Origin of the sequence: Kitasatospora sp. CM 4170, from assembly GCF_032110285.1 — a bacterium.
Taxonomy (GTDB): domain Bacteria; phylum Actinomycetota; class Actinomycetes; order Streptomycetales; family Streptomycetaceae; genus Kitasatospora; species Kitasatospora aburaviensis.
This window is the reverse complement of record NZ_CP134877.1, coordinates 2,534,346-2,560,511: the sequence shown is the minus strand read 5'-3', so window position 1 is coordinate 2,560,511 and position 26,166 is coordinate 2,534,346. Positions and strand designations below refer to the sequence as shown.

Annotated in this window: 25 protein-coding genes; 19 read left to right on the top strand and 6 right to left on the bottom strand. The window is 74.3% G+C overall.

Annotation, left to right across the window (positions count from 1 at the left end):
* Positions 1-5 precede the first annotated feature (5 nt).
* Positions 6-677 (bottom strand): TetR/AcrR family transcriptional regulator, encoded by a 672-nt coding sequence (locus RMN57_RS10285; protein ID WP_313763080.1) that lies wholly within the window; start codon positions 675-677, stop codon positions 6-8.
* 294 nt (positions 678-971) lie between these two features.
* Positions 972-1,529, bottom strand: coding sequence for a GNAT family N-acetyltransferase (locus RMN57_RS10280; RefSeq protein WP_313763079.1), 558 nt, complete (start codon positions 1,527-1,529; stop codon positions 972-974).
* A gap of 176 nt (positions 1,530-1,705) precedes the next feature.
* Between RMN57_RS10280 and RMN57_RS10275 the strand changes: the two genes are divergently transcribed.
* The 7 genes from RMN57_RS10275 (at position 1,706) to RMN57_RS10245 (ending at position 9,582) form a co-directional block, all read left to right on the top strand.
* The gene (locus RMN57_RS10275; RefSeq protein ID WP_313763078.1) at positions 1,706-3,073 is read left to right on the top strand and encodes an ATP-grasp domain-containing protein; all 1,368 of its coding nucleotides are present in this window, start codon (positions 1,706-1,708) and stop codon (positions 3,071-3,073) included.
* A gap of 92 nt (positions 3,074-3,165) precedes the next feature.
* Positions 3,166-4,083, top strand: a complete 918-nt coding sequence (locus RMN57_RS10270) for a Rossmann-like domain-containing protein (RefSeq protein ID WP_313767770.1) — start codon at positions 3,166-3,168, stop codon at positions 4,081-4,083.
* A 5-nt stretch (positions 4,084-4,088) separates the two neighbouring features.
* Positions 4,089-5,294, top strand: coding sequence for a pyridoxal-phosphate dependent enzyme (locus tag RMN57_RS10265; RefSeq protein ID WP_313767769.1), 1,206 nt, complete (start codon positions 4,089-4,091; stop codon positions 5,292-5,294).
* The gene (locus RMN57_RS10260) at positions 5,291-6,388 is read left to right on the top strand and encodes a dipeptide epimerase (protein ID WP_313763077.1); all 1,098 of its coding nucleotides are present in this window, start codon (positions 5,291-5,293) and stop codon (positions 6,386-6,388) included. The genes RMN57_RS10265 and RMN57_RS10260 overlap by 4 nt, the downstream gene beginning before the upstream one ends.
* A gap of 2 nt (positions 6,389-6,390) precedes the next feature.
* On the top strand, positions 6,391-7,590 hold the full coding sequence (locus RMN57_RS10255; protein ID WP_313767768.1) for an MFS transporter: 1,200 nt from the start codon (positions 6,391-6,393) through the stop codon (positions 7,588-7,590).
* Positions 7,587-8,384, top strand: a complete 798-nt coding sequence (locus RMN57_RS10250; RefSeq protein WP_313763076.1) for a class I SAM-dependent methyltransferase — start codon at positions 7,587-7,589, stop codon at positions 8,382-8,384. The genes RMN57_RS10255 and RMN57_RS10250 overlap by 4 nt, the downstream gene beginning before the upstream one ends.
* A 409-nt stretch (positions 8,385-8,793) precedes the next feature.
* Positions 8,794-9,582 (top strand): VOC family protein, encoded by a 789-nt coding sequence (locus RMN57_RS10245; RefSeq protein WP_313763075.1) that lies wholly within the window; start codon positions 8,794-8,796, stop codon positions 9,580-9,582.
* Positions 9,583-9,657: 75 nt separating this feature from the next.
* Here RMN57_RS10245 and RMN57_RS10240 read toward each other — a convergent pair whose 3' ends face one another.
* Together RMN57_RS10240 and RMN57_RS10235 are read right to left on the bottom strand one after the other, a co-directional pair.
* Positions 9,658-10,191, bottom strand: a complete 534-nt coding sequence (locus RMN57_RS10240; RefSeq protein WP_313763074.1) for a hemerythrin domain-containing protein — start codon at positions 10,189-10,191, stop codon at positions 9,658-9,660.
* Between the two features lie 247 nt (positions 10,192-10,438).
* A complete protein-coding gene (locus RMN57_RS10235) occupies positions 10,439-11,035 on the bottom strand; it encodes a TIGR03086 family metal-binding protein (protein WP_313763073.1) in 597 nt (198 codons plus the stop codon).
* 223 nt (positions 11,036-11,258) lie between these two features.
* On the opposite strand from RMN57_RS10235, the gene RMN57_RS10230 reads away from it, so the two are divergent.
* Complete coding sequence (locus RMN57_RS10230) at positions 11,259-11,828, top strand: DoxX family protein (protein WP_313763072.1); 570 nt, start codon at positions 11,259-11,261, stop codon at positions 11,826-11,828.
* Positions 11,829-12,246: 418 nt separating this feature from the next.
* Positions 12,247-14,748, top strand: coding sequence for a collagenase (locus RMN57_RS10225; protein ID WP_313767767.1), 2,502 nt, complete (start codon positions 12,247-12,249; stop codon positions 14,746-14,748).
* A 104-nt stretch (positions 14,749-14,852) separates the two neighbouring features.
* Here the strand turns inward: RMN57_RS10225 and RMN57_RS10220 are convergent, their stop codons facing one another.
* Positions 14,853-15,614 (bottom strand): serine/threonine-protein phosphatase, encoded by a 762-nt coding sequence (locus tag RMN57_RS10220; RefSeq protein WP_313763071.1) that lies wholly within the window; start codon positions 15,612-15,614, stop codon positions 14,853-14,855.
* Positions 15,615-15,844: 230 nt separating this feature from the next.
* Between RMN57_RS10220 and RMN57_RS10215 the strand changes: the two genes are divergently transcribed.
* The 6 genes from RMN57_RS10215 (at position 15,845) to RMN57_RS10190 (ending at position 21,791) form a co-directional block, all read left to right on the top strand.
* Positions 15,845-16,945, top strand: coding sequence for an LLM class flavin-dependent oxidoreductase (locus RMN57_RS10215; protein WP_313767766.1), 1,101 nt, complete (start codon positions 15,845-15,847; stop codon positions 16,943-16,945).
* Positions 16,942-17,556: an FMN reductase gene (locus RMN57_RS10210; protein WP_313763070.1), complete on the top strand. Its 615-nt coding sequence runs from the start codon at positions 16,942-16,944 to the stop codon at positions 17,554-17,556. The genes RMN57_RS10215 and RMN57_RS10210 overlap by 4 nt, the downstream gene beginning before the upstream one ends.
* 298 nt (positions 17,557-17,854) lie before the next feature.
* Positions 17,855-18,970 carry a Dyp-type peroxidase gene (locus tag RMN57_RS10205; RefSeq protein ID WP_313767765.1) on the top strand — a complete coding sequence of 372 codons (1,116 nt, stop codon included), beginning with the start codon at positions 17,855-17,857 and terminating at the stop codon, positions 18,968-18,970.
* Positions 18,967-19,767 (top strand): family 1 encapsulin nanocompartment shell protein, encoded by an 801-nt coding sequence (locus tag RMN57_RS10200; protein ID WP_313763069.1) that lies wholly within the window; start codon positions 18,967-18,969, stop codon positions 19,765-19,767. Before RMN57_RS10205 ends, RMN57_RS10200 begins: the two co-directional genes overlap by 4 nt.
* Before the next feature lie 218 nt (positions 19,768-19,985).
* Positions 19,986-20,771 (top strand): electron transfer flavoprotein subunit beta/FixA family protein, encoded by a 786-nt coding sequence (locus tag RMN57_RS10195; RefSeq protein WP_238739949.1) that lies wholly within the window; start codon positions 19,986-19,988, stop codon positions 20,769-20,771.
* 57 nt (positions 20,772-20,828) lie between these two features.
* Complete coding sequence (locus RMN57_RS10190) at positions 20,829-21,791, top strand: electron transfer flavoprotein subunit alpha/FixB family protein (RefSeq protein ID WP_313763068.1); 963 nt, start codon at positions 20,829-20,831, stop codon at positions 21,789-21,791.
* A gap of 87 nt (positions 21,792-21,878) precedes the next feature.
* Here RMN57_RS10190 and RMN57_RS10185 read toward each other — a convergent pair whose 3' ends face one another.
* Complete coding sequence (locus RMN57_RS10185) at positions 21,879-22,313, bottom strand: hypothetical protein (RefSeq protein WP_238739947.1); 435 nt, start codon at positions 22,311-22,313, stop codon at positions 21,879-21,881.
* A gap of 147 nt (positions 22,314-22,460) precedes the next feature.
* On the opposite strand from RMN57_RS10185, the gene RMN57_RS10180 reads away from it, so the two are divergent.
* The 4 genes from RMN57_RS10180 to RMN57_RS10165 all read left to right on the top strand — a co-directional run bounded on the left by RMN57_RS10180 (position 22,461) and on the right by RMN57_RS10165 (position 26,031).
* Positions 22,461-23,612, top strand: coding sequence for an acyl-CoA dehydrogenase family protein (locus tag RMN57_RS10180; RefSeq protein ID WP_313763067.1), 1,152 nt, complete (start codon positions 22,461-22,463; stop codon positions 23,610-23,612).
* A 109-nt stretch (positions 23,613-23,721) separates the two neighbouring features.
* Positions 23,722-24,444, top strand: coding sequence for a TetR family transcriptional regulator (locus RMN57_RS10175; protein ID WP_313767764.1), 723 nt, complete (start codon positions 23,722-23,724; stop codon positions 24,442-24,444).
* 242 nt (positions 24,445-24,686) lie between these two features.
* A complete protein-coding gene (locus RMN57_RS10170; RefSeq protein ID WP_313763066.1) occupies positions 24,687-25,703 on the top strand; it encodes a DUF2278 family protein in 1,017 nt (338 codons plus the stop codon).
* A 103-nt stretch (positions 25,704-25,806) separates the two neighbouring features.
* Positions 25,807-26,031: a hypothetical protein gene (locus RMN57_RS10165; RefSeq protein WP_313763065.1), complete on the top strand. Its 225-nt coding sequence runs from the start codon at positions 25,807-25,809 to the stop codon at positions 26,029-26,031.
* Positions 26,032-26,166: the final 135 nt, after the last annotated feature.

Genomic DNA, 26,166 nt, shown 5'->3' with positions numbered 1-26,166 from the left:
GAAGGTCAGTGGTCGGAGTGGAAGTCCTCGAAGGTCGCGGCCCGGCCGGGCAGGACCGACGGTGCCGGTGCCCGCAGTCCGTCCAGGAACAGCTGCAGGTGGCGGTGGACGAACTCGTCCAGGAGCTGGCAGGAGGTGCCCGGGAGGGGGCGGGTGAGCTGGCTGATCGCGATGAACAGGTCGCCGTGGTCGACGTCCGGACGGAGCTCGCCGGCCGCCTTGGCGCGGTCCATCAGCTCCACCACCGCGGTCGTCATCCGCTCGCGGACGCCGACCAGGTCGGGATCGTGCACGTCGACCCGGTTGGTGAGGATCGGGCACAGGGCACCGACCTTCTCCTCGACCGTCGCGTGCACGAACCGCTGGAGGGCGTCGAACGGGCTGCCGCCCTCGGCCTGCGCCGCCTCGGCGCCGGCCAGCACGCGGTTCTTGACGAGCAGCGCCACCTCGCGGATCAGCGCCGTGCGGTCCGGGAAGTTCCGGTACAGCGTGGCGTTGCCGACCCCGGCCCGCTTGGCGATCTCGTCCAGCGGCGCGTCCGCGCCGTACTCGACGAGAGCGTCCCGCGCCGCCAGGATGATCCGCTCGCGGTTACGGGTCGCGTCCGCGCGCAGCTTGGGCGTGCGGGCGGGTTCCGCGGTGCGGACCGGTGTGGTGGCGGCGGCGGTGCTGCTCACTGCGTGCTCCTTCCAGCGTACCGGGGAAGTTCTCCCCGCTTTACCAGCGTACCGGGGACGGTGTCCCCGCTTATGCCTTCGAAAGAGCAAACGGGGAATCCGTCCCCGGAAATTTCGACCTTCGATGTGACCTGCGTCACATTCTACTGAGGGGATGCACCCGTCCGAGTGTCGGGTGCGGGGTGCCGTCCGCGCCGTCGGTGTTGGCCGGGTCGTCCGCGTCGGCCGGGCCGGTCGGGCGGTGGCTGGGGCGGTCGGGCGGCGATCCGGTCGGACGGGCGGCGGTCGGGCCGGTCAGACGGCGGCCGGGTGCCGCAGCGGGATCTCGAAGTGGACGGTCGCGACGCCGGGCCCGTGCTCGCCGGTCGGGCGGGCGTCGTAGACCTCCTCCGCGAGGCTGCGCCAGAACGCCTCGGCGCCCGGGATTGCGGTGTTGGTGTGCAGGTAGAGCCGCCGGTAGCCGCCCTCGGTGGCGGCGAACTCGCACGCCCGGCGCACCAGTTCGCGGGCCAGCCCGTTCCGCCGGTGGCCGGCCCGGACGTACACCCGGACCAGCTGGGCGGTGGTGCCGGACGGGTAGCGCTCGGCGAGTTCGCGCGGGTGCGGCGGATGGGTCGGCCCGGACGAGTGCAGCGCGGTGGTGGCGACCACCTCGCCGCCGTGCGCGGCGACGAACAGGGCGTGGCGGGGGTGGTCGAGGTAGTGGCCCTGGAGGTCGACCACGTCGGCGTGCCAGTCGGGGACGTATCCGTAGCCGAACTCGCGGTAGAACGTGTCCAGGATCAGCCGGCGTGCACCCGGCACATCGCCGGGCCTCGCCTGCCGGATCTCATAAGGGGATTGACGATGCATCAGTTCACTCCCGGGGGCTGGGTGCGGGCGACTGTTCGGGACTCTACATGAAAACGACTTTCATCTGACGCTTCGCCGGGTGAACGGCCGGGGCGTGTTGAAAATGAAAACGAATGCCGTTACCTTCTCCCTCGGCACGCCGGGCCGGGCTGCCGTAGCCGTCGAGAGGGAGAGCCGTGGCGCATCTGCTGGTGATCGAGAGCTGGGTCGGCTCCATGAGCAGGCTGCTGCCGAGAGCGCTGGGGGAGGGCGGCCACCGCTTCACGTTCCTCACCCGCGACCTGCACCACTACCTGCGGTCCGCCCCCGCCGGCGGCCCGCACCCGCTGCTCGCCGCGGAGAACGTCCTGACCGCCGACACCAACGACCCGGACGCGCTGCTCCCGTACGCCGAACGGATGCACGCGGCGCTCGGCTTCGACGGCGTGCTCTCCTCGTGCGACTACTACCTGCCGACCGTCGCCCGGGTGGCTCGCCGGCTCGGCCTGCCCGGTCCGGCGCCGGAGGCCGTCACGGCGGCCTGCCGCAAGGACCTCACCCGGCGGGCCCTCGACGGGGCCGGCGTCCCCGGCCCCGCGTACGCGCTCTGCACCGACCGCGAGCAGGCGGCCGCCGCCGCGCGGGCGATCGGGTTCCCGCTGGTGGTCAAGCCCGTCGACCTGTGCGCCGGGATGCTGGTGCGCGCCGTCGCCGACGAGCGCGAACTGGCCGCCGCGCTCCAGGCGTTGGAGGAGTTCCCGGTCAACGCCCGGGGTCAGCAGCGGTCGCCCGTGGCGCTGCTGGAGGAACTGCTGACCGGGCCGGAGGTCAGCGTGGAGACGGTCTCCGCCGGCGGTACCGCCCACGTCGTCGGGATCACCGACAAGAGCGTGGGGGGCGCGCCCGCCTTCATCGAGACCGGCCACATGTTCCCGGCCGCGCTCGATCCGGCCGAGGCGGCGTCGGCCGCCGACACCGCCGTGGCGGCACTCGCGGCGCTCGGCCTGGACCAGGTCGTCGCGCACACCGAGATCAAGCTGACCCCCGCCGGGCCCCGGGTGGTCGAGGTCAACCCGCGGCCGGCCGGCAACCGGATCACCGAACTGGTCCGCCGGGTGACCGGGGTCGACCTCGCCGCCGCCGCGGTCGACGTCGCCCTCGGCCGCCGGCCCGACCTCGTCGTCCGCCCCACCGGGGTCGCCAGTGCCGCGATCGCCTTCCTCGTCCCGGACGGCGAGGAGACCGGCCCGCTGGCGGGCTTCGACGGCGAGGCCGCCGTCCGGCGCGATCCCGCGGTGGTCGAGCTGGCGCTGGCCGAGCCGGGCCGCGAGGTGCGGCCCGCCACCAGCAACAACGAGTACCTCGGGCACGTGATGACGGCGGACACCGCCGGCGCCGGGGCCCGGCGGGCGGCCGAACAGCTGCTGGGCGGGCTGGCGCCGCGCTTCGAGGCCGCCGCGGCGGGAGCCGTGGGCATCGGCGGATCCGAGGCGGCGGCAACCGTCGGCCCCGCCGCCGGCCCCACCGCGGACCGTCCGGCCCGGGCCGCGGCGGTGCCCGCGTGACCGCGGCCGTTCCGGACGCCCCGGCGCCGTCCGGGGCCGTCGTCGACCCGTGGGCCTTGGGTGGGGCAGGGGCGCCGGGCGCAGCCGGGACCATCGGCACGGCCGGGACCGCGCTGGACCGGATCGTCGCCCAGGCCCGCGCCGGGGCGTACGGGCCCGATCCGGCCGGGCAGCGGATCGCCCTCGCCTTCGGCACCGCCCAGGCCGTCCGGCACCCCGGGCGCGCCTGCGGCTACCGCAACGAGGTGCTCAGTCTGCGTCTCGGCGAGGCGGTCGGCTCCTGCGCCGTCGAGCCCGGCGGCCTGCCCGCCGACACGCTCGCCGACTGCGTCGGTGCGAGCGTGGCCGAGCTGCTCGACCACCCGCTCACCCCCGTCCGGGTCGCCGCCCTGGACGCCTACCTGGCGCACTGCCTGCCGCACGGCTGGGCGCACGGAGCCCGCCGGGTCACCGTCCCGGCCGGAAGCTCGCTGGAGAAGTCCCGTGCCCGGGCCGGCGCCGTGGTCCGCCTGCTCCCGCTCGCCCGGGTCCGTCGCGTGCTGGTGGTCGGTGTGGTCAACTCGCTTCTGGAGCAGCTCCGTTCGCGCGGTGTCGGCTACCTGCCCTGCGACCTCAAGGGGGGCACCACGGAGTGGGGTGAGCCCGTCCACCCGGACGCACCGGGCCTGCTCGACGCCTGCGACGCGATCCTGGCCTCCGGCATGACGCTCGGCAACGGCACGCTCGACCCGCTGCTCGCCCACGCCCGCGCCACCGGCAAACCGCTGGTGCTGTTCGCCCAGACCGGCAGTGCCGTGCTGCCCCGGCTGCTCGGCCGGGGAGTGAGCGCCGTGAGCGCCGAGCCCTACCCCTTCTTCTGGCTCGACGGCGGCCCCAGCACGATCCACCTGTACGGCGGCGACGGGCACGGCCACACCCCCGGCCACACCCCCGACCACGGCCGCGCCCCTGCTCCCGCCCGCACTCCCGACTGCGGCGACGTCGCCCCGGTGGGCGGTGAGGGCCGGTGACCGCACTGCTCACCACGGCCGCGCTCGGCAACCCCGATCTGCTGCCGCTGCTCGGCCGCACCCCGCTGGCCCGGATCACCACCCCGCTGCCGCACCCGCACCCCGGCTTCTGGGCCAAGCTGGAGGGGCTCGGCGCCGGCGGCATGAAGGCCCGCTCCGCCGTCGCCATGCTCCGCGGCGCCCGCGCCCGCGGTGAACTGCGGCCCGGCGCCACGGTGGTGGAGTCCACCTCGGGAACGCTGGGCATCGGCCTGGCCTTCGCCGGACAGGCCCTCGGCCACCCGGTGGTGCTGATCGGTGACCAGGAACTGGAGCCGTCCATGCGGCAGTTGCTGCACGCCCACGGTGCCCGGCTGGAGCTGGTCGACCGGCCGGCCCGGCACGGTGGCTGGCAGGCCGCCCGGTTGGCCCGGCTGCGCGCGGTGCTCGACCGACTCCCGGACGCCTACTGGCCCGACCAGTACAACAACCCCGACAACGCGGCCGGCTACCTGGCGATGGCCCAGGAGATCGGCGCCGAACTCGACCACCTGGACGTGCTGGTGTGCAGCGTCGGCACCGGCGGCCACAGCGCCGGGCTCGCCGAGCCGCTGCGGCGGCGGTGGCCGGACCTGCGGGTCATCGGCGTCGACTCGGTCGGCTCCACCATCTTCGGCCAGCCGGCGCGGCCCCGGCTGATGCGCGGGCTCGGCAGCTCGATCCACCCGCGCAACGTCGCCCACCAGGCCTTCGACGAGATCCACTGGGTCGGCCCCGCCGAGGCGGTCGACGCCTGCCGGCGGCTGGCCCGCGGCGCCTTCGTCAGCGGTGGCTGGAGCACCGGCGCGGTCGCCCTGGTCGCGGCCTGGGCGGCCCGGGTCCGACCGGGCGCCGCCGTGGCCACCGTCTTCCCGGACGGCCCGCACCGCTACCTGGGCACCGTTTACGACGACGGGTTCTGCCGGCGGCACGGCCTGGAGCCGGACCGGGCCGCCCTGCGGCCGATCGAGATCCCGCACCCGGCCGCCGTCGAGGTCACCGGCTGGGCCCGCTGCCGCACCGGCCGCACGGTCCCGGCGCGCCCCGCGGGCTGCAGCGCCCGTGCGGACCGCACCGAGCGCACCGAGCACGTCGGGCGCACCGAGCACGCCGAACACGCCGAGCACGTCGGGCGCACCGACCGCACCGAGTGCGCCGGCCGGAGCGCCGACCGACCCGAGGGGGAGCGATGAGGCTCGACCTGCGCACCGTGCGGCTCCGGCTCGCCGAGCCGCTGCGGATCTCCCGCGCGGTGACCACCGAACGCGACGCCGTCCACTTCGCCGTCCACCACGGCGGGCTGACCGGTCACGGCGAGGCCGTCGCCAGCGCCTACCTTCGGCTGCCCGCCGACCGGATCCGGTGCGAGGCCGACGCGCTCCGCCCGGGCCTGGATCGCTTCCCGGACCCGGAGACCGCCCTGGTCGAACTCCAGCGCGGCGCCGTGCCGTTCAAGGAGCTGCCGGCCGGTGTGCTGGCGGCCGTGGAGGCCGCCCTGCTCGACCTGGTCGGCAAGCGGGCCGGCGCACCCGTCCACCAACTCCTCGGCCGACTCGCCCCGGTGGCGGCCGGCACCGCCCGCACCATCGGCATCGAGCCGCCCGACCGCGCCGCCGTCCTGGCCGCCCGGCTGGTCGCCGCCGGGTTCACCGTGCTCAAGGTCAAGGCCGGGTCGGCCGACCCCGCGGACGACCTCGCCCGGGTGCGGGCCGTCCGGGAGCACGCCCCCGGCGCCCGGCTGCTGCTCGACCCGAACGGCGCCTGGACCGCGAGCCAGGCCCAGCGGCTGATCCCCGCCTTCGCCGCCGCCGGCGTCGAGGCCGTCGAGCAGCCGATCCCGGCCGGCACCCCCGACGTGCTCGCCGCGGTCGCCGAGCGCTCCCCGGTCCCGGTGATCGCCGACGAGGACGCCGTCGACCACGAGGACGCCTGCCGGCTCGCCGGCCGGGTCCACGGCGTCAACCTCAAGCTGGCCAAGTGCGGTGGCGTGCACCAGGTGCTGCGCATCCACGCCGCCCTCGGGGGCAGCGGCACCGAGGTGATGCTCGGCTGCCTCGCCGCCAGCTCGCTCGGCATCGCCCCGGCCGTCCACCTGGCCGACCGGGCCCGCTGGATCGACCTGGACGGGCACCTGCTGCTCGCCCACGACCCGTGGCAGGGCATCGGCGGCGCCGACGGCACCGTCCGCACGCCCGACCGGGCCGGCCTGGGCGTCCTGCCGGTGCCCGACCCGGCCGCAGTGGCCCGCCCCGCCCCGGGCGGAGCGCCGGCGGCGGCCGGCCGGTGAGGATGCTGCCCGCCGTACGGAGCTTCCCGCTGTCCGTGCGGCTGCTGCTGGTCAACCAGCTCGGCGTCAGCACCGGCTTCTACCTGCTCGTCCCGTACCTGGCCGGCCACCTCACCCACGACCTCGGACTCTCCGCCCTCGCCGTCGGCGCCGTGCTCGGTCTGCGCAACCTCAGCCAGCAGGGCCTGTTCATCCTCGGCGGCTCGGCCGCCGACCGGCTCGGCGCCCGCCGGGTCATCATCGCCGGCTGCGCGCTGCGGACCGTCGGCTTCGGGCTGTTCGCGCTCGGCGACTCGCTCACCGTGCTGCTCGCCGCCTCGGCGCTCAGCGGGCTGGCCGGCGCCCTGTTCAACCCGGCAGTCCGCACCTACGTCGCGCACGAGGCCGCCGACCGCAAGGCGGACGCCTTCGCGCTGTTCGCGGTGTTCGCCACCACCGGGGCGCTGGCCGGCCCGCTGCTCGGCGCCCTCCTGCTGCTGGTCGACTTCCGCGCCGCCGCGCTCACCGCCGCCGGCGTCTTCGCCGTGCTGACCGCGGCCCAGGCGCTGGCCCTGCCCGAGCGGGCCGTCCCGCCGCCTCCGCGCGGTGTGCTGGCCGACTGGCGCGAGGCGGCCGCCGACCGCCGGTTCCTGGCCTTCGCGCTCGCCATGGTGGGCCAGTTCGGCATGGAGAGCCAGCTCTACCTGCTGCTGCCCGACGCGGCCCGGCGCGCCACCGGCTGGACCGGCGCGGTCGGCCTGGTCTTCCTCACCAGCACCCTGGCCAACCTCGCGCTCCAACTGCGCATCACCACCAGGCTCCAGCGGGAGGGCCCACCCGCCCGGTGGATCGCGCCCGGCCTCGCCGTGGCCGGGACCGGCTTCCTGCTGCCGCTCGCCGCCCCCGGCCTGCCGGGCGTCCTCGGCGGCGTGCTGCTGCTCCAACTCGGCCTGATGACCGCCCAGCCCTTCGTCCTGGCGCTGATCCCCGCCTTCGGCCGCGGCAGCCTCACCGGCACCTACTACGGCCTGTACTACGTGGTCTCCGGTGTCGCCGCCGCCCTCGGCAACACGGCGGTCGGCCGCGCCATGGACAGCACCGCCGCCGCGCCCTGGCTGCTCTGCGCGGCCCTCGGACTCGGCTCCGCCACCGCCGTCGCCCGGCTGCACCGCACCGGGCGGCTCCCCGCCCCTGCCGGCCCACTCCCCAGCGAGGCCCGATGAACGGCCGCAACCTGCTCACCGACACCCCCGAGCTGTACGAACTGCGCTTCCCCGACCCCGGGTTCACCGCCGCGCGGTGGGCCGAGTCCGTGCTCCGCGACCACCGCGCCGGGCCCGCCGTGCTCGACCTCGGCTGCGGCACCGGCCGGGACGCCGGCTGGCTGCACCGCGCCGCCGGCCGGACCGTCACCGGTCTGGACAGCTCCCCGGCGATGATCGCGTACGCCCGCGCCCACCACCCCGGGCCGGACTACCACGTCGGCGACATGCGGGACTTCCGCCTCCCCGGCCGCTTCGACGCGGCCCTCTGCCTGGACAGCGCGCTGCTCCACTGCCACACCAACGACGACCTGGACGCCGTGCTCGGCCGGCTCCGCCACCACCTGCGCCCCGGCGGTCTGCTGGTCGCCGAGATGCGCAACGGCGCCTTCTTCCTGGGCCGCACCGAACTCCTCGACGCCCCGCGCACCGACACCGTGACCCGCGGCGGCACCACCTTCACCTCGCACACCACCCTCCGGATCGACCACGCCGCCCAACTCCTGCGCCGCATCCGGATCTGGAGCACCGACGACGGCGCCCCGCCGGTCGAGCAGCACTCCGCCTGGCGGCTGCTCTTCCCGCAGGAGCTGCGCCACCTGCTCGCCGCCAACGGCTTCACCGTCCTCGCCCTCTACGACCGGCCCGGCCCGCGGACCGAGCCGCCGTGGACCGACGGCGCCGCGCCCGCCGACACCGCCGAGGACGACCGCCTCCACCTGGTCGCCCGGCTCGGCACCGCCGCCGTGCGCTGAGCACCCGCACCGGCCGGCCCCCGGCCCGCGTCACCGTGCGGCAGACCCTGGGGCCTGTCCGGTCGGACACCCGCCACCGTCCGCGGCGTCCCCCCTCCCGGCCGTCCGACGAGACGTGTACTCCGGAGGCGACACGCCGGTCCTCGGCCACGGCCGGCCGCCACCGGAAGCCCCCGGTGCCGGCCACGGCGCTTCGCACGGGCGCCGACACCCGGACGTCCCACGGGAGGCCCGCGTCCCGAGGCCCGCGGCCGGCGGCGAAGGACGACGCGGCGGCGGGGGAGTGCGGGCCCCGGCGGCGCGGCCCCGGGCCGTTCCCCGGGACAGGGCCTACGCTGAACTCGCCCGGGCGGCCGGTCGGCCGCGGGAGTCGGGAGGGGCCCGGCGGCCGGGTTCGAGGAGGTGCGCGATGGGCAGCGGCGAGGGTGCCACGGTGCGCTGTGTGGCGGCCGTTCCGTGCTGGGTGAGCCTGATGGCGCACGATCTCGACGCCGCGAAGGCGTTCTACGGCCCGCTGCTGGGCTGGGAGTTCGAGCCCGGGCCGGACCGGTTCGGCCCCTACGTGCACGCGGTGACCGGCGGCGAGGCCGTGGCCGGCCTGGGCGTGGCCGGCAGCGGCTGGGCCATGCCGGTCGCGTGGACCAGCTACTTCGGCACCGAGAGCGCCGACGCGGCCGCCGACGCCGTCCGCGAGCGCGGGGCGACCCTCGCGGTGGGCCCGCTCGCCTTCGACGCCGGCCGGGTGGCGTTCGCCGCGGACCCGGCGGGGGCGGTCTTCGGCATCTGGGAGGGCCCGCTGGGCCGGGCCCGGCGCCTCGACCTGCCCGGCGCACCGGTCTGGATCGAGCTGCGCACGCCGGACCCGTTCGCGGCGGCGCTCTTCTACGGCGAGGTGTTCCGCTGGGACGGCCGGGATCCGGAGCGGTTCGAGGTGCGCTGGGAGCACGACCGGGTGGTACTGCGCACCGAGGGCCACAGCGTGGCGGCCCTCGCCCGGGAGCAGTCGGCCGGCCCGGCCGGCATGCCGCCGCACTGGGAGGTGTCGTTCGCGGTGTCGGACACCGATGCGGCCCTGGCCCGGGCGGAGGCGCTCGGCGGATCGGCGCTGGGACCGGCCTTCGACTCCCCGTACGGCCGGGTGGCGCGCCTCCAGGACCCGGAGGGCGGGCGCTTCGCGGTGATCAGCCCCAAGGGCTGAGCGGCCGGGCCCACCAGGGAGCGTCCCCGCGGCGCGGCGCGGCGCGGCGCGGCCCGGTCCCGAGCCCGCCCCGACTCAGCCGGCGGCCTCCGTCCCGGCTTCCGCTCCGGCTTCCGCTCCGGCCTCCGTCCCGGCTTCCGCTCCCGCCGGCGGACCGGCTTCCGCGACGGCCTCCCGCTCGCTCCGCAGCCGCTCGCCGAGCGCCGCCCGGGAGCCGGCCGGCAGCGCCTTGCGCGCAGCGGGGAACAGCCCCTTCTCCTCCGCCGTCAGGTGCCGGCGGACGGTGTCGGCCAGGCCCTGCAGCAGGGTGCCGGACGCGGGTTCGTCGGCGCCGAGACTCTGCAGGTCGGAGAGGTACTGGCCGATCGTGAGGTGGTCGTGGATGCACGCGAACACCAGGGCCCCGCCGTCCGGCACGTCGTGCTGGACCACCGGGAAGAGGTGCTCCTCCTCGGCGGCGCAGTGGCTGAACAGCAGGTCGGTCAGCCGATCGACCAGCTCCTTGCGCTCCTGGCCGTCCGGGGGCGCGGCCTCGATCCGGGCGAGCAGCTCCGTCACCGCCCGGTGGTCGGCGGTGAACTCGCCGAGGATGTCCGGCCTGCGGCTCATGGCACGCCCGCCTCTCGTCCGGTGGCCCCCCGACACCTCCAGTATCCGGCGTCGCTGCTCCGAACCGTCCGGCCGCGGGGTGTCACCCCTGGTCAGACGCCATTCCGTGGCGCAGCGCAACCGCCCCCGGGCCCGGCCGGCACCGCGCCCGGGCCCGGGCCCGCTCCGAGCCACCCGCGTGCCCGCTCCGCGCCGGCCCGCGCCCGCCCGCTCCGTGCCTGCTCAGGCCCAGCTGCTCCGTGCCTGCTCAGGGCCGGTCGCGGCGCCCGGTGAGGGCGAGCAGCCGGGTCTGCGGGCCCGCGTCCTCCGGAACCGGGACGGGCGGGTCGAACAGGCCGCTGCCGGAGAGGTCCCCGTAGCCGGCGTACTCGCCGAGCGCGTACTCCACCAGGCCGGCCGGGAGCCGCGTGCGGTTGCCGATGCCCTCGGCGAGGTCCCAGGTGTGCACGACGGCGTCGGCGGTGAGCTGGTCCAGGTAGTACTGGCCGGAGACGTCGGCGAACGAGAGGTGGACGGTCAGCTCGGACGCGCCGGGGACCTCGAACGCCGTGCGTGCGGCCTCGGCGGCGGCGGTCCAGGCGCCGACCGGATCGGAGCCGAGCACGTCGCCGTCGAAGCGGCTGCCGACCTCGGAGATCGTCGAGCCCATGAGCAGTTCGGGCACCCAGAGCTGCTCGGACGTGAGGTGGTTGACCAGGTCGCGGACCGACCAGTCGACGCACGGTGTCGGCGCGTCCCACTGGTCGGGGGCGATCAGCCGGACGCGTTCGCCGAACTCGTGCAGCGCCTCGGCGTACGGCGTCCCGGGCTGTGCGGACGGTCGGTTTTCCCTGCGGTGAGCCATACCTCCACCCTGCCCCCGACTCCCCGCCCGCCGCGACCGCGGCCCCGGCCGGTGCCCCCGCACCCACCCCGGCACGCACCCGGAGGCAAGTTGTTCAAATTCGAACCTCCAGGTACGGTCGAGCTGCGGCCGTTCGCATTTGAACAACCCGCCCCGGGTGGCCCGCCGCGCCACCCTCATCCCCTCGACCGACCTCGACCGACCTCGACCGATGGAGACGCGCATGCCGAGCACCAGCCCGAGCACGACCGCCCCCACCGCCGCCGCCCTCCCGGGCCGGGCGGCCCCCGAGCCCGCCGCGACCTCGCCGCACGCCTACGACGCCGGCCTCCTCCTGCTGCGCCTCGCCCTCGGCCTCACCATGGCCGCGCACGGCAGTCAGAAGCTGTTCGGCTGGTTCGGTGGCGGAGGTATCGACGGCACCGGTCAGTTCTTCACCATGAGCGGTTACCCGGCCGGGGACGCGATGGCCGTGGTGGCCGGCCTCACCGAGACGTTCGGCGGGCTCGCCCTCGCCGTCGGCCTGCTGACCCCGCTGGCCGCCGCGGCCATCCTCGGCACCATGGTCAACGCCCTCGCCGTCACCTGGGGCGGCGGGTTCTTCGCGCCCAAGGGCAGTGAGTACGAGTGGCTGCTGACCGCCGGCGCCGCCGCGCTCGCGCTGACCGGGCCCGGCCGCTACGCGGTGGACCGCTACCTGCCCGTGCTGCGCGCGCACCGGCTCGCGTACGGCGCGGCCGCCGTCGCGGTCGGCCTGGTGACCGCGGGCGTCGTCCTGCTGCTGCGCAGGTAGCGGGCGGCCGTCCGGGTCAACCACTCTTCCCGTTGCGGAAGTTGGGAACAGGCCGCCTGTCGGAGTGCGCCGTGCGCCGTGCGCCGGCTGTGGCGGGGGAGTTCCCCCCTGTCGCGGCCGGCGCACGGCTGTCGCCCCGAGTGCAACGCCCTTTCACCGCACGCCTGAAGAGACCCCAGGCCTTCTGAAGACAACTCACGTCCGAGGGCTTCCCGGCGTCGTGTGATGTGTGTAATGGTACATGTCACACTCCCCACCGTGTGCTCGACGGGGCCGCCCCACGGCCTCGGTGCAACGGTCCTCACTCCCCGTACGGTCGCGCCCCCAACGCGGCCGCCAAGGTTCGGAGGCCCCCCACGTGAGAACCGCACGTCCCTTTCCGCAACTGGCAGGAATAGCCAGGTTGCTGACGATCGCCATGGCGATGCTGCTGGCGGTCGGCCTGTTCGCGCCCCGCAGTCAGGCCGCCCCCGCCCCGGCCTTGCCGCAGCCGGGTGGCGCGGCGTCCGCCACCCCCGCCGGCCCCGCGCCGCAGCCCGCCATCGGGGCCGCGCCCGAGGACGGCCGCAAGAACCGGCCGGTGCCGGCCAACGACCGCGCACCGCTCTCGGCCGACGCGCCGACCGAGGCCGACGGCCGCACCGCCGTCAAGTCCCCGGGCAGCAGCGCCGCACCGGCGGCCGGGGCGGCCGCCGCGACCTGCAACGTCGGTGACTTCACCAGCCGCACCGGCGCCGCCCTGGTCCAGCAGATCAAGTCCGCCGACGTGGGCTGCGTGAACGAGCTCTTCCCGCTCACCGGCACCGACGCGAACAAGGCCTTCCGCGAGGCCCAGATGGTCACCGTGGCAGACGCCCTGCGCGACACGGCCGCGAGTTACCCGGGCAACAACACCACCTCCACCGAGCAGTTGGTGCTCTACCTGCGCGCCGGCTACTTCGTGCAGTGGTACCACTCGGCCGACGTGGGCCAGTACGGCACCGTGCTGCAGACCTCGATCCGCGCAGCGCTGGACGCATTCTTCGCCAACTCGCACTCCCGTGACGTCAGTTCGGAGAACGCCGGCACGCTGGGCGAGGCCGTCACCCTGATCGACAGCGCCCAGGAGAACGCCCGCTACCTCTACGTCGTGAAGCGGATGCTGGCCGACTACAACGCCGCCACCCACAACCCGGCCGGCATGGGCAACGCGCTCAACGGCGTCTTCACCGTGCTGTGGCGCGGGCACCAGCTGCCCGCGTTCGTCAGCGCCGTGCAGGCCGACCCGAGCGTGCTCGACTCGCTGTACGGCTTCGCGACCGCCAACAACGCCCAACTCGGCGGCGACTACACCTTCCTGGTCTACAACGCCACCCGTGAGCTGGGCCGCTTCCTGCAGCACGCCCCGCTGCAGGCCAAGGCCCGCCCGCTGGTCAAGGGCCTGGCCGACCAGTCCTCGGTGGCCGGCCGCACCGCCTACCAGTGGGCTGCCGCCGCGGAGATGGTGACCGAGTACGACGGCGGCAACTGCTCCTACTACGGCACCTGTGACGCCGCCAACCGGCTCAAGGCGGCCAACCTGACCGTCAGTCACACCTGCAGCCCGAGTATCCGGATCATCGCCCAGGCCCTGGACGCCACCCAGCTGAACTCCGCCTGCACCAGCCTGAACGGCCAGGACGCGTACTTCCACACGGTGGCCCGGGACAACGGCCCGGTCGCCGACGACCGCAACACCACCATCGAGGTGGTGGTCTTCCACGGCCGCTTCGACTACGGCGTGTTCGCCGCGATGATCTACGGCATCGACACCAACAACGGCGGCATGTACCTGGAGGGCAACCCGGCCGCGGCCGGCAACCAGCCGCGCTTCCTCGCCTACGAGGCCGAGTGGGTGCGCCCGGACTTCCAGGTCTGGAACCTCAACCACGAGTACACCCACTACCTCGACGGCCGCTTCGACATGTACGGCGACTTCAACGCCGGCACGGCGACGCCGACCGTCTGGTGGGTCGAGGGCTTCGCCGAGTACGTCTCCTACTCGTACCGCAAGGTGCCGTACGACGCCGCGATGACCGCGGCCGGCCGCCACACCTACACCCTCCGGACCCTGTTCGACACCACCTACGACAACGCCGACTCCGAGCGGATCTACCGCTGGGGCTACCTCGCCGTGCGCTTCATGCTGGAGAAGCACCGCGCGGACATGGACGCGGTGCTCGCCAAGTACCGCGCCGGCGACTGGAACGGCGCCCGCAGCTACCTCACCCAGACCGTCGGCACCCGGTACGACGCCGAGTTCGACGCCTGGCTGACCACGTGCGCCACCGGCACCTGCTCCGGCACCAACCCGCCCGCCAACCAGGCGCCCACGGCGGCCTTCACCACCGCGGTCGGCGAGCTGGCCGTCACCTTCGTCGACCGGTCCACCGACCCGGACGGCAAGATCGCCTCCCGCGCCTGGGACTTCGGTGACGGCACCACCTCCACCGCCGCCAACCCGACCAAGTGGTACTCCGCGGCCGGCACCTACACCGTCACGCTCACGGTGACCGACGACAAGGGCGCCACCGCCCGCACCAGCAAGTCGGTCACGGTCGCCCGCCTGCCCGAGTGCTCCGGTGCCGACACCCGGCAGCTGGACCGCAACTGCCGGCGCAGCAACGCGGCGGCGGCCACCGGCAACTACGCCCACTTCTACCTGTACGTCCCGGCCGGGACGAAGCAGCTCAAGGTCAGCAGCACCGGCGGCACCGGCAACGCCGACCTCTACTACAACTCCGGCGGCTGGGCGTACACCAACGCCTACACCGCCAAGTCCACCAACCTGGCCAACAACACCGAGACCCTCACCGTCACCGACCCGCCCACCGGCTACGTGTACTTCAGCCTCTACGCCCAGCAGGGCTTCAGCGGGGTGAACATCACGGCCGAGTACTGATCCCGCGACCGTCCGCGCACACCCGCGGGCCCCGGCGGAGCGCACCCGCGCCCGCCGGGGCCCCGGCGCGACGGGCGAGCTCCCGTGGGCCCGGCGGTGGGCCGTCAGGCGCCGACCCGCACCAGCGCCAGCGTGATGTTGTCCGGTCCGCCCGCCTCGATCGCCGCCTTCCAGAGCTCGAACGCGGCCCGCCCGTCACCCCGTTCGACGTCCGCGCGGTGGCGGGCCAGCAGTTCGGCCAGCTCGTCCTCCGGCACCGGGTCGGTGAGGCCGTCGCTGCAGACCAGGTAGCGGTCGCCGGCCGCCAGTGGGGCGCTGCGCACGTGCGGTTCGACGAAGGTCAGGCCGAACGACCCGCCCAGGGTCTGGGTGACCATCGCGGTGGTGCGGCGACCGGGCGGCGGGGGCGGGCTGTCGTCCACGCTGACCCGGCGCAGCCCCTCGTCGGCGACCCGGTAGACGCGGCTGTCGCCGACGTTGAAGACCACCGCCTGCTCGGCGAGCAGCACCAGGCCGGCCACCGTCGTCCCCATCGCGGCCAGTCCCGGATCGCCGGCCGCCGCGGCGTACACGGCCCGGTTGCAGGACTGCAGGGTCTCCCGGACGGTCTCCTCGCCGTCCAGGGCCGGCCCGGCCGCGGCCAGCTCCCGTGCCACCAGCGCGCTCGCCACCTCGCCGCCGGGGTGCCCGCCGAGGCCGTCCGCCACCGCGACCACGCACGGCGGGCCGAGCGGGAAGAGCAGGGTCTGCGGATTGGTGGTCACGGTCGCACAGAGCGTCCACGGGCCGATCGTGAGGCTGTCCTCGTTCCGCTCCCGCACCAGGCCCTCGTGGCTCAGCGCGCTCACCGCGATGTAGGCCGCCATCCGCTCGCCGCCCTTCCGGAGGTCCGGTCCGGCCGTCCCTGTCCTCCCATTGTCGCCCCCGTACGCGCACCCTTCCGCCCGCGCACCGGCGGCCCGCGCCGGGCCGTGCACCCACGGAACAGCCGCCGTGCACGCTCCCGGAATAACCCCGCGCCACCCGGTGCTAATGTGGTTGAAACTTTGACGATCGGATCCTGAAGCCGGGATTCACCAGGAGTGTGGTGAGCAGCATGCAGTTCGGAATCTTCACCGTCGGCGACGTGACCCCCGACCCCACCACCGGCCGCACCCCGACCGAGCACGAGCGGATCAAGGCGATGGTGGCCATCGCCCGCAAGGCCGAGGAGGTCGGCCTGGACGTCTTCGCGACCGGCGAGCACCACAACCCGCCGTTCGTGCCGTCCTCGCCGACCACCATGCTCGGCTACATCGCCGCGCAGACCGAGCGCATCATCCTCTCCACCTCGACCACGCTGATCACCACCAACGACCCGGTGAAGATCGCCGAGGACTTCGCGATGCTCCAGCACCTCGCCGAGGGCCGGGTGGACGTCATGATGGGCCGCGGCAACACCGGCCCGGTCTACCCGTGGTTCGGCAAGGACATCCGCCAGGGCATCCCGCTCGCCGTCGAGAACTACGCGCTGCTGCACCAGCTGTGGCGCGAGGAGGTCGTCGACTGGTCGGGCCGCTTCCGCACGCCGCTGCAGTCCTTCACCTCCACCCCGCGTCCGCTGGACGGCGTCCCGCCGTTCGTCTGGCACGGCTCGATCCGCAGCCCGGAGATCGCCGAGCAGGCCGCCTACTACGGTGACGGCTTCTTCGCGAACAACATCTTCTGGCCCAAGGAGCACTTCCAGAAGCTGATCGAGCTCTACCGCGCGCGCTACGCCCACTACGGCCACGGCACGCCCGAGCAGGCGTACGTCGGCCTCGGCGGCCAGGTGTTCATGCGGAAGAACTCGCAGGACGCGGTGCGCGAGTTCCGGCCGTACTTCGACAACGCGCCGGTCTACGGGCACGGCCCGTCGCTGGAGGAGTTCACCGAGCAGACGCCGCTCACCGTCGGCAGCCCGCAGGAGGTCATCGAGAAGACGCTGACCTTCCGCGAGACCTTCGGCGACTACCAGCGCCAGCTGTTCCTGATGGACCACGCCGGCCTGCCGCTGAAGACCGTGCTGGAGCAGCTGGACCTGCTCGGCGAGGAGGTCGTGCCGGTGCTGCGCGAGGAGTTCGCCAAGGGGCGGCCGGCCGACGTCCCGGACGGGCCGACGCACGCGGCCCGGGTGGCCGCGGCCGAGGCGCAGGAGCTCGTGGAGGTGTCCGAATGAGCACGTTCAAGCTGGTCGTGGTCAGTGCCGGGCTGAGCAAGCCGTCGTCGACCCGCCTGCTGGCGGACCGGCTCGCCGACGCGACGGTGCGCCGGCTCGGCGGCGCGGCCGAGGTGACGGTGATCGAGCTGCGCGACCTCGCCACCGACATCGCGCACAACTTCGTGACCGGGTTCCCGGGCGCGGCGCTGCGCGGGGCGGTCGAGGCGGTGACGCACGCGGACGGCGTGATCGCCGTGACGCCGATCTTCACCGCCTCGTACAGCGGCCTGTTCAAGTCGTTCTTCGACGTGATCGACCACGATGCGCTCGCGGGCAAGCCGGTGCTGATCGCCGCCACCGGCGGGACCCCGCGCCACTCGCTCGCCCTGGAGCACGCCGTCCGGCCGCTCTTCGCCTACCTCCGGTCGGTCGTCGTCCCCACGGCGGTCTACGCCGCCACCGACGACTTCGGTGCGACGGGGGACCGGCACACTGGCGGTCTGGCGGGCCGGATCGACCGGGCGGCGGAGGAGCTCGCGGCGCTGCTGGCCGGGCGCGGCCCGGCCGCCGCGGAGCAGCCGGAGACCGTGGTGCCGTTCGCCGAGCAGCTGGCGGCCCTGCGGGTCTGAGGGCCTGGCGGCCGGCCACGGCGCGGCGGCGGCGGAACGACGGCGGCGGAACGACGGAAGAAGGGGCGGCCCGGGGCGGGCCCGCCCCTTCTTCCGTCTGCGCGCCCGGCGGCCCCGCGCGCCGTCCGCCGCCGGGGTCTCCCGCGACGGGAATCCGGACGGCCGTTCGGCGCGCCCGAATGTCCGCTCTGGGGTGTAATCGTACGGATGATCAGCTCTCTGCTGCTTCGCTGCGCCCTGCCCTCCCGGGAGTCCTGAGGTGGAGTCCGAGTCCGTCCCGCCGTCCGCGCCCCTCCTGCTGCCCGAGCCCGCCCCACCGCCCGCCGCGACCGGCGGGCCGGCCCCTGCGCCGCCCCCGCAGCCGCAGGACGTCCTCACCCCGCTCACCGGCGCCGCCGTCTTCCTGGTGCTGACCATCGACCCCGGCGGCGAACGGACCGTCCGCGACCTGCTCCCCGACCTGGCCGGCCTGCGCCGCTCGGTCGGCTTCCGGGCCCCGGACGGCGGACTGGCTTGCGTCGCCGGGATCGGCTCGGACGCCTGGGACCGGCTCTTCGCCGGCCCCCGGCCCGCCGGGCTGCACCCCTTCCGGGAGCTCGTCGGCCCCCGCCACCGGGCCCCCGCCACCCCCGGCGACCTGCTGTTCCACATCCGGGCCGCCCGGATGGACCTCTGCTTCGAACTGGCCGGCCTGCTCACCGGGCGGCTGGCCGGCGCCGCCACCGTGGTGGACTCGGCGGAGGGCTTCCGCTACTTCGACAACCGCGACCTGCTCGGCTTCGTCGACGGCACCGAGAACCCCGAGGGCCGGGCGGCCGCGGCGGCCGTGACCGTGGGCGCGGAGGATCCGGCCTTCGCCGGATGCAGCTACGTCATCGTGCAGAAGTACCTGCACGACCTGGACGCCTGGAACGCCCTCACGGTGGAGCAGCAGGAGCTGGCCGTCGGCCGCACCAAGCTCACCGACGTGGAGCTGCCCGACGCGGTGAAGCCGCCGGACTCGCACGTCGCGCTCACCGGCGTGACCGGCCCGGACGGCGAGGAGCTGCAGATCATGCGCTTCAACATGCCGTTCGGCTCCTTCGCCGGGGGCGGCGAGTTCGGGACGTACTTCATCGGCTACGCCGCCACCCCCGCGGTGACCGAGGAGATGCTGCGCAACATGTTCCTCGGCCGCCGGCCGGGCCGACACGACCGGCTGCTCGACTTCTCCACGGCCGTCACCGGCTCGCTGTTCCACGTGCCGACCGCCGACTTCCTGGACGACCCCCCGCCCGCGCCGCCCGTGCCGCCCGAGACCGGGGCCGCCGAGGTCGCCGAGGCCGCGCCCGCCCCCACCGAGAGCCCCGCCACCGCGACCGCCTCCGATGGCTCGCTCGCCATCGGCAGTCTGAAGAGGACCCCCGCACGATGAGCAACCTCCACCGCGACCTGGCCCCCGTCTCCGCCGCCGCCTGGGCGGAGATCGAGGAGGAGGCCCGGCAGACGTTCACCCTGCACGTCGCGGGCCGCCGGGTGGTCGACCTGGGCGGCCCCGAGGGCGCCACCCTCGCCGCCGTCGGCACCGGCCACCTGACCCGGATCGATCCGCCCGCCGAGGGCGTCCTCGCGCACGCCCGCGACGCCCGGCCGGTGGTCGAGCTGCGGGTGCCGTTCACGGTGGGTCGCGCGGCCGTCGACGACGTGGAGCGGGGCTCCCGCGACTCCGACTGGCAGCCGGTGAAGGACGCCGCCCGCACCCTCGCCCTCGCCGAGGACCGCGCGATCTTCGAGGGCTACCCGGCCGCCGCCATCGAGGGCATCCGGGCCGGCGCGAGCAACCCGCCGATCCCGCTGCCCGACGACGTCCGGGCCTACCCGACCACGGTCAGCCAGGCCCTCACCGCGCTGCGCCTGGCCGGCGTCGGCGGCCCGTACTCGCTGCTGCTCGGCGCCGACACCTTCACCGCGGTCAGCGAGACCAGCGACCACGGCTACCCCGTCGCCGCCCACATCGCCCGCCTCCTCGACGGCGAGATCATCTGGGCGCCGGCGATCGAGGGCGCCTACCTGCTCTCCGCCCGGGGCGGCGACTTCGAGCTCTTCCTGGGCCAGGACGTCTCGGTCGGCTACCTCTCGCACGACGCCGAGTCGGTCTCGCTCTACCTCCAGGAGTCGCTCACCTTCCGCCTCTACACCGCCGAGGCCGCCGTCGTGCTCGGTGATCGGTGAGCGAACGGCCGAAGGGTACTGAGTTCCTTTACGCGGGGTACTGAGTGCCGTATTGTCTTCGGTAAGCCTCTGACGCCAGTCGAAGAGAGCCGACACGGCATGCCGGTCCAGGTGGCGCCCCGGGCGCGCGGGCAGCGGCCGGACCGGGTTTGGCACTCAGTACCCTCGGCATGACCCGAGGCCCATGGACCAGCGCACCCGTATCAGGAGAACCGCTCATGAGCTTGAGGATCGTTGTCTGCGTGAAGTACGTGCCGGACGCGACGGGTGACCGTCGGTTCGCGGACGACCACACCACCGACCGGGAGGGCGTGGACGGCCTCCTGTCGGAGCTGGACGAGTACGGCGTGGAGCAGGCGCTGCGGATCGCGGAGGCGCACGGCGACGCCGAGGTGACGGTGCTGACGGTCGGGCCGGACGACGCGAAGGACGCGCTGCGCAAGGCGCTGTCGATGGGTGCGGACAAGGCCGTGCACGTGAACGACGACGACATCCACGGCACGGACGTGATCGGCACGTCGGCGATCGTGGCGAAGGCGCTGGAGAAGACCGGGTTCGACCTGGTGGTCGGCGGTATGGCGTCGACGGACGGGTCGATGGGTGTGCTGCCGGCGCTGCTGGCGGAGCGGCTGGGCGTGCCGCAGGTGACGCTGCTGTCGGAGGTGTCGGTCGAGGGCGGTGTGGTCAAGGGCCGTCGCGACGGTGACGCGGCGACGGAGCTGGTGGAGGCTCCGCTGCCGGCGGTGGTCTCGGTGACGGACCAGTCGGGCGAGGCCCGTTACCCGTCGTTCAAGGGGATCATGGCGGCGAAGAAGAAGCCGGTGCAGTCCCTGGACCTGGACGACCTGGGCATCGAGGCGGACGAGGTCGGTCTGGCGGGTGCGTGGACGGCGGTGGAGTCGGTCGCGGCGCGTCCGGCGCGCACCGCGGGCACGGTCGTCAAGGACGAGGGCGAGGGCGGCAAGCAGCTCGCCGCGTTCCTCGCCGACCAGAAGTTCATCTGAGCCGCTCGCCCCGAGCCCCCACCCCCAGCCCACAGCGAAGTACGGAGACATTGAGCAATGGCTGAGATTCTCGTCCTGGTGGACCACGCCGACGGCGCGGTCCGCAAGCCGGCCCTGGAGCTGCTGACCCTGGCCCGCCGGATCGGCGAGCCGTCGGCCGTCGTCCTGGGTGCTGGTGCGGCCGCCGCCGACATCGCCGCCAAGGCCGCCGAGTTCGGTGCGGCGAAGGTGTACGTCGCCGACGGCGCCGAGTTCGCCGACCAGCTGGTCGTCCCCAAGGTCGACGCGCTGGCCCAGATCGCCAAGGCCGCCGAGGCCGCGGCGGTGCTGGTCACCTCCTCCGGCGAGGGCAAGGAGGTCGCCGCCCGCGTCGCCCTGCGCCTCGGCTCCGGCATCATCACCGACGCCGTCGACGTCCGCGCCGGCGACCAGGGCCCCGTCGCCACCCAGTCGGTGTTCGCCGCCTCGTACACCGTCGACTCGCGCGTCAGCAACGGCGTGCCCGTCATCACGGTCAAGCCGAACGCCGTCGCCCCCGAGGCCGCCCCGGCGGCCGGCGCGGTCGAGAACGTCACCGTCGCGTTCACCGGCAACGCCGCCAAGGTCACCTCGCGCACCCCGCGCGTCTCCACCGGCCGCCCCGAGCTGACCGAGGCCGCCATCGTGGTCTCCGGCGGCCGCGGCGTCGGCGAGGCGGCCGGCTTCGGCGTGGTCGAGGAGCTCGCGGACGCGCTCGGCGCGGCCGTCGGTGCCTCCCGTGCCGCCGTCGACGCCGGCTGGTACCCGCACACCAACCAGGTCGGCCAGACCGGCAAGCAGGTCTCGCCCCAGCTGTACGTGGCCAACGGCATCTCCGGCGCCATCCAGCACCGGGCCGGCATGCAGACCTCGAAGACCATCGTGGCCGTCAACAAGGACCCCGAGGCCCCGATCTTCGAGCTGGCCGACTACGGCGTGGTCGGCGACCTGTTCGCCGTGCTGCCGCAGCTCACCACCGAGGTGAAGGCCCGCAAGGCCTGATCCCGCGCAGACCGTCCCGGCGGGGACGAACGCCGGAGGGCGTGGCACCGGGTACCCGGTGCCACGCCCTCCGGCGTTCCTGCGGCCCTACTCGGCGAAGGCCGCCAGGTGCTGGGTGAAGCCGCCCTGGTTCGGCGGCAGCGGGCGCGGCTCGGCCGGCTGGACCTGCTCCGGCTCGTCCTGCGGCAGCAGCGTCAGCTCGGGCTGGTCGGTGTCGGCGGAGGGCGTCAGCCGGACCCTGGTGCCCACCGGGACGGTGCTGCGCAGCCCGTTGACGATGCACCAGACGTCGAACCCCTCGGCCATCCGGATCAGCGACTTCTGCCGGGCCAGCGGCGTACGGGCCTGCTCCACGGCGCACCGGCGCACCACGCCGGTGCCCTCGCTGCGCTCCAGCCGCAGGTCGGTGGAGCCGCAGGTGGGGCAGAGCAGCCGCTGGAAGGTCGGGTTGCTGCACCAGGCGCAGCGCTGGAAGTACAGCGGAGTGCCCTCGGTGGCGGCGTCGATGGCTGAGTGGACCACGGTGTCATCTCCCTGCGCTCGGAGCGGCTTCGGCAGAAAGAGGATAGGGAACTCAGTACCGCCATGTGAAGGCACTGAGTTCCCTTTTTGCTGCGCCCATGCATAATGAAGGGTACTGAGTACCGTCGTGAAACAGGAGTGCCGATCATGAGCCAGGACTTCGATCTCTTCCGGATCTCCGAGGAGCACGAGATGCTCCGTGAGGCGGTGCGTTCGCTGGCCGAGGCGAAGATCGCTCCGTTCGCGGCGGAGGTGGACGAGCAGGGCCGGTTCCCGCAGGAGGCGTTGGACGCGTTGCAGGGCAATGATCTGCACGCGGTGCACGTGCCGGAGGAGTTCGGTGGTGCGGGGGCGGATGCGCTGGCGACGGTGATCGTGATCGAGGAGGTGGCGCGGGTGTGCGCCTCGTCGTCGTTGATCCCGGCGGTGAACAAGCTGGGGTCGCTGCCGGTGCAGTTGTCGGGGTCGGAGGAGTTGAAGGCGAAGTACCTGGGGGCGCTGGCCCGGGGTGAGGGGATGTTCTCGTACTGCCTGTCGGAGCCGGAGGCGGGTTCGGACGCGGCGGGGATGAAGACCCGGGCGGTGCGGGACGGGGACTTCTGGGTGCTGAACGGGGTGAAGCGCTGGATCACCAACGCCGGTGTGTCGGAGTTCTACACGGTGATGGCGGTGACGGATCCGGAGGCGCGGTCGAAGGGGATCTCGGCGTTCGTGGTGGAGAAGGGCGATGCGGGGGTGTCGTTCGGGGCTCCGGAGAAGAAGCTGGGGATCAAGGGGTCGCCGACGCGTGAGGTGTACTTCGACAATGTGCGGATTCCGGCGGACCGGATGATCGGTGCGGAGGGGACGGGGTTCGCGACGGCGATGCGGACGCTGGACCACACGCGGGTGACGATCGCGGCGCAGGCGTTGGGGATCGCGCAGGGGGCGTTGGACTACGCGAAGGGCTATGTGCGGGAGCGCAAGCAGTTCGGGAAGCCGATCGGGGACTTCCAGGGGGTGCAGTTCATGTTGGCGGACATGGCGATGAAGCTGGAGGCGGCGCGGCAGCTGACGTACGCGGCGGCGGCGAGGTCGCAGCGCGGGGACGGGGATCTGACGTTCTTCGGGGCGGCGGCGAAGTGCTTCGCGTCGGACGCGGCGATGGAGATCACGACGGACGCGGTGCAGCTGCTGGGCGGGTACGGGTACACCCGGGACTACCCGCTGGAGCGGATGATGCGGGACGCGAAGATCACGCAGATCTACGAGGGCACCAACCAGATCCAGCGCATCGTCATGGCCCGCAACCTGCCGTAAGGCGGCACCGCACGCCAGTCCGGCTGTTCGAGGCCGGTGCTATGTTCCGGGAATGAGCGAGAAGGAAGAGCAGGACCAGCCCATGAACGACGGGCCGCCGAAGCCGGCGATGCGTGAGGCGCTGGTCGCCGCCGCCTTCGAGCTCTTCCTGGAACGCGGCTTCGAACAGACCACCATCGACGACATCGTCTCCCTGGCCGGGGTCGGCCGGCGCTCCTTCTTCCGGTACTTCCCGGCCAAGGAGGACGTGGTCTTCCCCGACCACGAGCGCAGCCTGGCCGAGATGACGGAGTTCCTGGAGTCCGGCAGCGGCGAGGAGGACCCGGTGCGGCACGCCTGCGGTGCCGCCCGGCTCGTCCTGCGGATGTACGCCGAGCAGCCGTCCTTCTCGGTGCAGCGCTACCGCCTCACCCGCAAGGTGCCCGGCCTGCGCGCGTACGAGCTGTCGGTGGTCTGGCGCTACGAGCACACGCTCGCGCACTACCTGCGCGGCCGGTTCGCCGACCGGCCGGACGGCGCGCTGCGCGCCGACGTGATCGCGGCCGCGGTGGTCTCCGCGCACAACCACGCGCTGCGCACCTGGCTCCGCTCGGGCGGCGAGAGCGACTGGGTCGCCGAGGTGGACAGCGCGATGGCCTTCGTCACCGGCACCTGGAGTGACCGGCCCGCCGAGGCCGACCCGGAGGGCGGGGCGGCGGACGACGTCGTGGTGCTGGTCGCCAGCCGGCGGGCCCCGCTCTGGCGGATGGTCCAGGGCATCGAGAGCGCCCTGGGCGACACCCGCCGGGTGCCCGAGGACGCCCGGGACGCCCCGCAGGCACCGCAGGGCTGACGCCCCGTCCGCGGGCGGCGGACGGGCTCCCGTCCACCCTCGCCCGCCGCCGGAGCACCGGCGCGGCCGCCGCCGCTCCGCCGTCAGGGCCGGCGGCCCGGTGGGCCCGTTCGGCGGACGCCCGGTGAACATCCGTCGATTCGCGGGTGGCCGGGCCCGCCGGTACGGCATAACGGAGGGGCTCCCGCACCACGGAGGGGCTCCCGTCCACCGGGGCCCCGGACCGGCCGAAGGACTCACCCATGCCCCTGAGCAACTACGGCGTGCTCGCCGCCACCGCGATCGACCGTCGCCGCGAAGGCGCCACCGACACCCCGCACTACCAGATCCACCTGCGCGACGAGAACGGCACCGAGTACCGCGCGGCGCTCAACGTCCAGTCGCAGCTGGCCCCCTCGGACCTGCTCTACGTCGTCGTGGACGACTTCAGACACCCGCTCACCGCACAGCTCCCCGACGCCGGCAGCGGCTGGACCGACCTCTCCTCGAAGCCGGGCACGGCGAGCCTGGACTTCATCCGCGGCAACCTCTTCGACCCGGCCGCCCTGCGCACCCTGCCGCCCGACCTGCCCGGCGCCGACAACGACCTCGCCGACCTGCTCGACCACTACGTGCAGCGCGCCATCGCCGACCCGGCCGCCGCCGTCTACCTGATCGGCCAGCGCTTCGGCCCCGAGCCGACCGTCCGCGACAAGGTCTTCGGCTTCCTGCCCGGCAACGGCGTCCACGACATCCACATGAACCAGGGCAACAGCGGTCGCTTCCGCACCGACGACGGGGTCTTCCAGGACGGCGGCCTGCTGATCCACCTGCCCGCCGACGACCGCTGGGTCGCGGTCTTCCTCGCCTTCCAGTCCCAGGCGTGGCACACCGACGACGTCACCGGCCACGCACTGCCCGGCACCCCGCCCCGCCCGACCGACCCGACCGGCCAGGACGCCGCGCTGCGCATCGTCGCCGCCGTGGTCAACCCGGTCGGCCCGGCGCCCGAGGACGAGACCGTCACCCTGCTCAACACCTCGGCGGCCCCGGTCGACCTGACCGGCTGGCACCTCGCCGACCGGGCCAAGCACCGGCTCGCGCTGCCCGCCGGCCAGCTGGCGGCCGGTGCCACGCTCGTCGTGCACGGCGGCAACGGCTTCGAACTCGGCAACCACGGCGGGGCGATCACCCTGCTCGACCCCAGCGGCCTCAAGGTCCACGGTGTCGCGTACACCGCCCGCCAGGCCGCCGCCGAGGGGCGGACGATCACCTTCTGAGGCTCCCTCCCCGGCCCGCGGGCCGGGGAGCCCGGCCGCCGCGGGTGTCCCTCGTCCGGGTGACACCTGGATTCACCCGCCGCGGCCGGGGCAACCTCGCCCCGTGACCACCTCCGCCCCGCGCCGTCGTCGGCGCCGCCGCCCGCCCACCCCGGGCCAGGCCGCCGCCCCCCGCGCGGCCGCCGCGCCGCCCCTGCCCTCCCAGCAGCCGGCCGCCCCGCCGCCGCGCTGCTGCGACGCCGCCACCACCGAGCACCGCGCCTTCGGCGGCACCGTCATCCGCACCCGCCGCCACCGCCCGACCTGCCCGGTCTGGACCGCCCGCTGACGCCCCACCGCCTGCCGGCGGCGGCGGACCCGCCCCGCGCCGCAGGGCTCCGAGCAGCCGGCAAGGCCGCCAAGGACCGGGCAAGGCCGCGAAAACGAAGAATCCCCTCGGTGCTCTCGCGAGCCCCGAGGGGAT

Bases quoted from the DNA above. Each gene is read 5' to 3' on its own strand.
- RMN57_RS10280 (WP_313763079.1), bottom strand. From the start codon at position 1,529: ATGCATCGTCAATCCCCTTATGAGATCCGGCAGGCGAGGCCCGGCGAT.
- RMN57_RS10260 (WP_313763077.1), top strand. From the start codon at position 5,291: ATGAGGCTCGACCTGCGCACCGTGCGGCTCCGGCTCGCCGAGCCGCTG.
- RMN57_RS10255 (WP_313767768.1), top strand. From the start codon at position 6,391: ATGCTGCCCGCCGTACGGAGCTTCCCGCTGTCCGTGCGGCTGCTGCTG.
- RMN57_RS10250 (WP_313763076.1), top strand. From the start codon at position 7,587: ATGAACGGCCGCAACCTGCTCACCGACACCCCCGAGCTGTACGAACTG.
- RMN57_RS10245 (WP_313763075.1), top strand. From the start codon at position 8,794: ATGGGCAGCGGCGAGGGTGCCACGGTGCGCTGTGTGGCGGCCGTTCCG.
- RMN57_RS10240 (WP_313763074.1), bottom strand. From the start codon at position 10,191: ATGAGCCGCAGGCCGGACATCCTCGGCGAGTTCACCGCCGACCACCGG.
- RMN57_RS10235 (WP_313763073.1), bottom strand. From the start codon at position 11,035: ATGGCTCACCGCAGGGAAAACCGACCGTCCGCACAGCCCGGGACGCCG.
- RMN57_RS10230 (WP_313763072.1), top strand. From the start codon at position 11,259: ATGCCGAGCACCAGCCCGAGCACGACCGCCCCCACCGCCGCCGCCCTC.
- RMN57_RS10225 (WP_313767767.1), top strand. From the start codon at position 12,247: ATGGCGATGCTGCTGGCGGTCGGCCTGTTCGCGCCCCGCAGTCAGGCC.
- RMN57_RS10220 (WP_313763071.1), bottom strand. From the start codon at position 15,614: ATGGCGGCCTACATCGCGGTGAGCGCGCTGAGCCACGAGGGCCTGGTG.
- RMN57_RS10215 (WP_313767766.1), top strand. From the start codon at position 15,845: ATGCAGTTCGGAATCTTCACCGTCGGCGACGTGACCCCCGACCCCACC.
- RMN57_RS10210 (WP_313763070.1), top strand. From the start codon at position 16,942: ATGAGCACGTTCAAGCTGGTCGTGGTCAGTGCCGGGCTGAGCAAGCCG.
- RMN57_RS10200 (WP_313763069.1), top strand. From the start codon at position 18,967: ATGAGCAACCTCCACCGCGACCTGGCCCCCGTCTCCGCCGCCGCCTGG.
- RMN57_RS10195 (WP_238739949.1), top strand. From the start codon at position 19,986: ATGAGCTTGAGGATCGTTGTCTGCGTGAAGTACGTGCCGGACGCGACG.
- RMN57_RS10190 (WP_313763068.1), top strand. From the start codon at position 20,829: ATGGCTGAGATTCTCGTCCTGGTGGACCACGCCGACGGCGCGGTCCGC.
- RMN57_RS10180 (WP_313763067.1), top strand. From the start codon at position 22,461: ATGAGCCAGGACTTCGATCTCTTCCGGATCTCCGAGGAGCACGAGATG.
- RMN57_RS10175 (WP_313767764.1), top strand. From the start codon at position 23,722: ATGCGTGAGGCGCTGGTCGCCGCCGCCTTCGAGCTCTTCCTGGAACGC.
- RMN57_RS10170 (WP_313763066.1), top strand. From the start codon at position 24,687: ATGCCCCTGAGCAACTACGGCGTGCTCGCCGCCACCGCGATCGACCGT.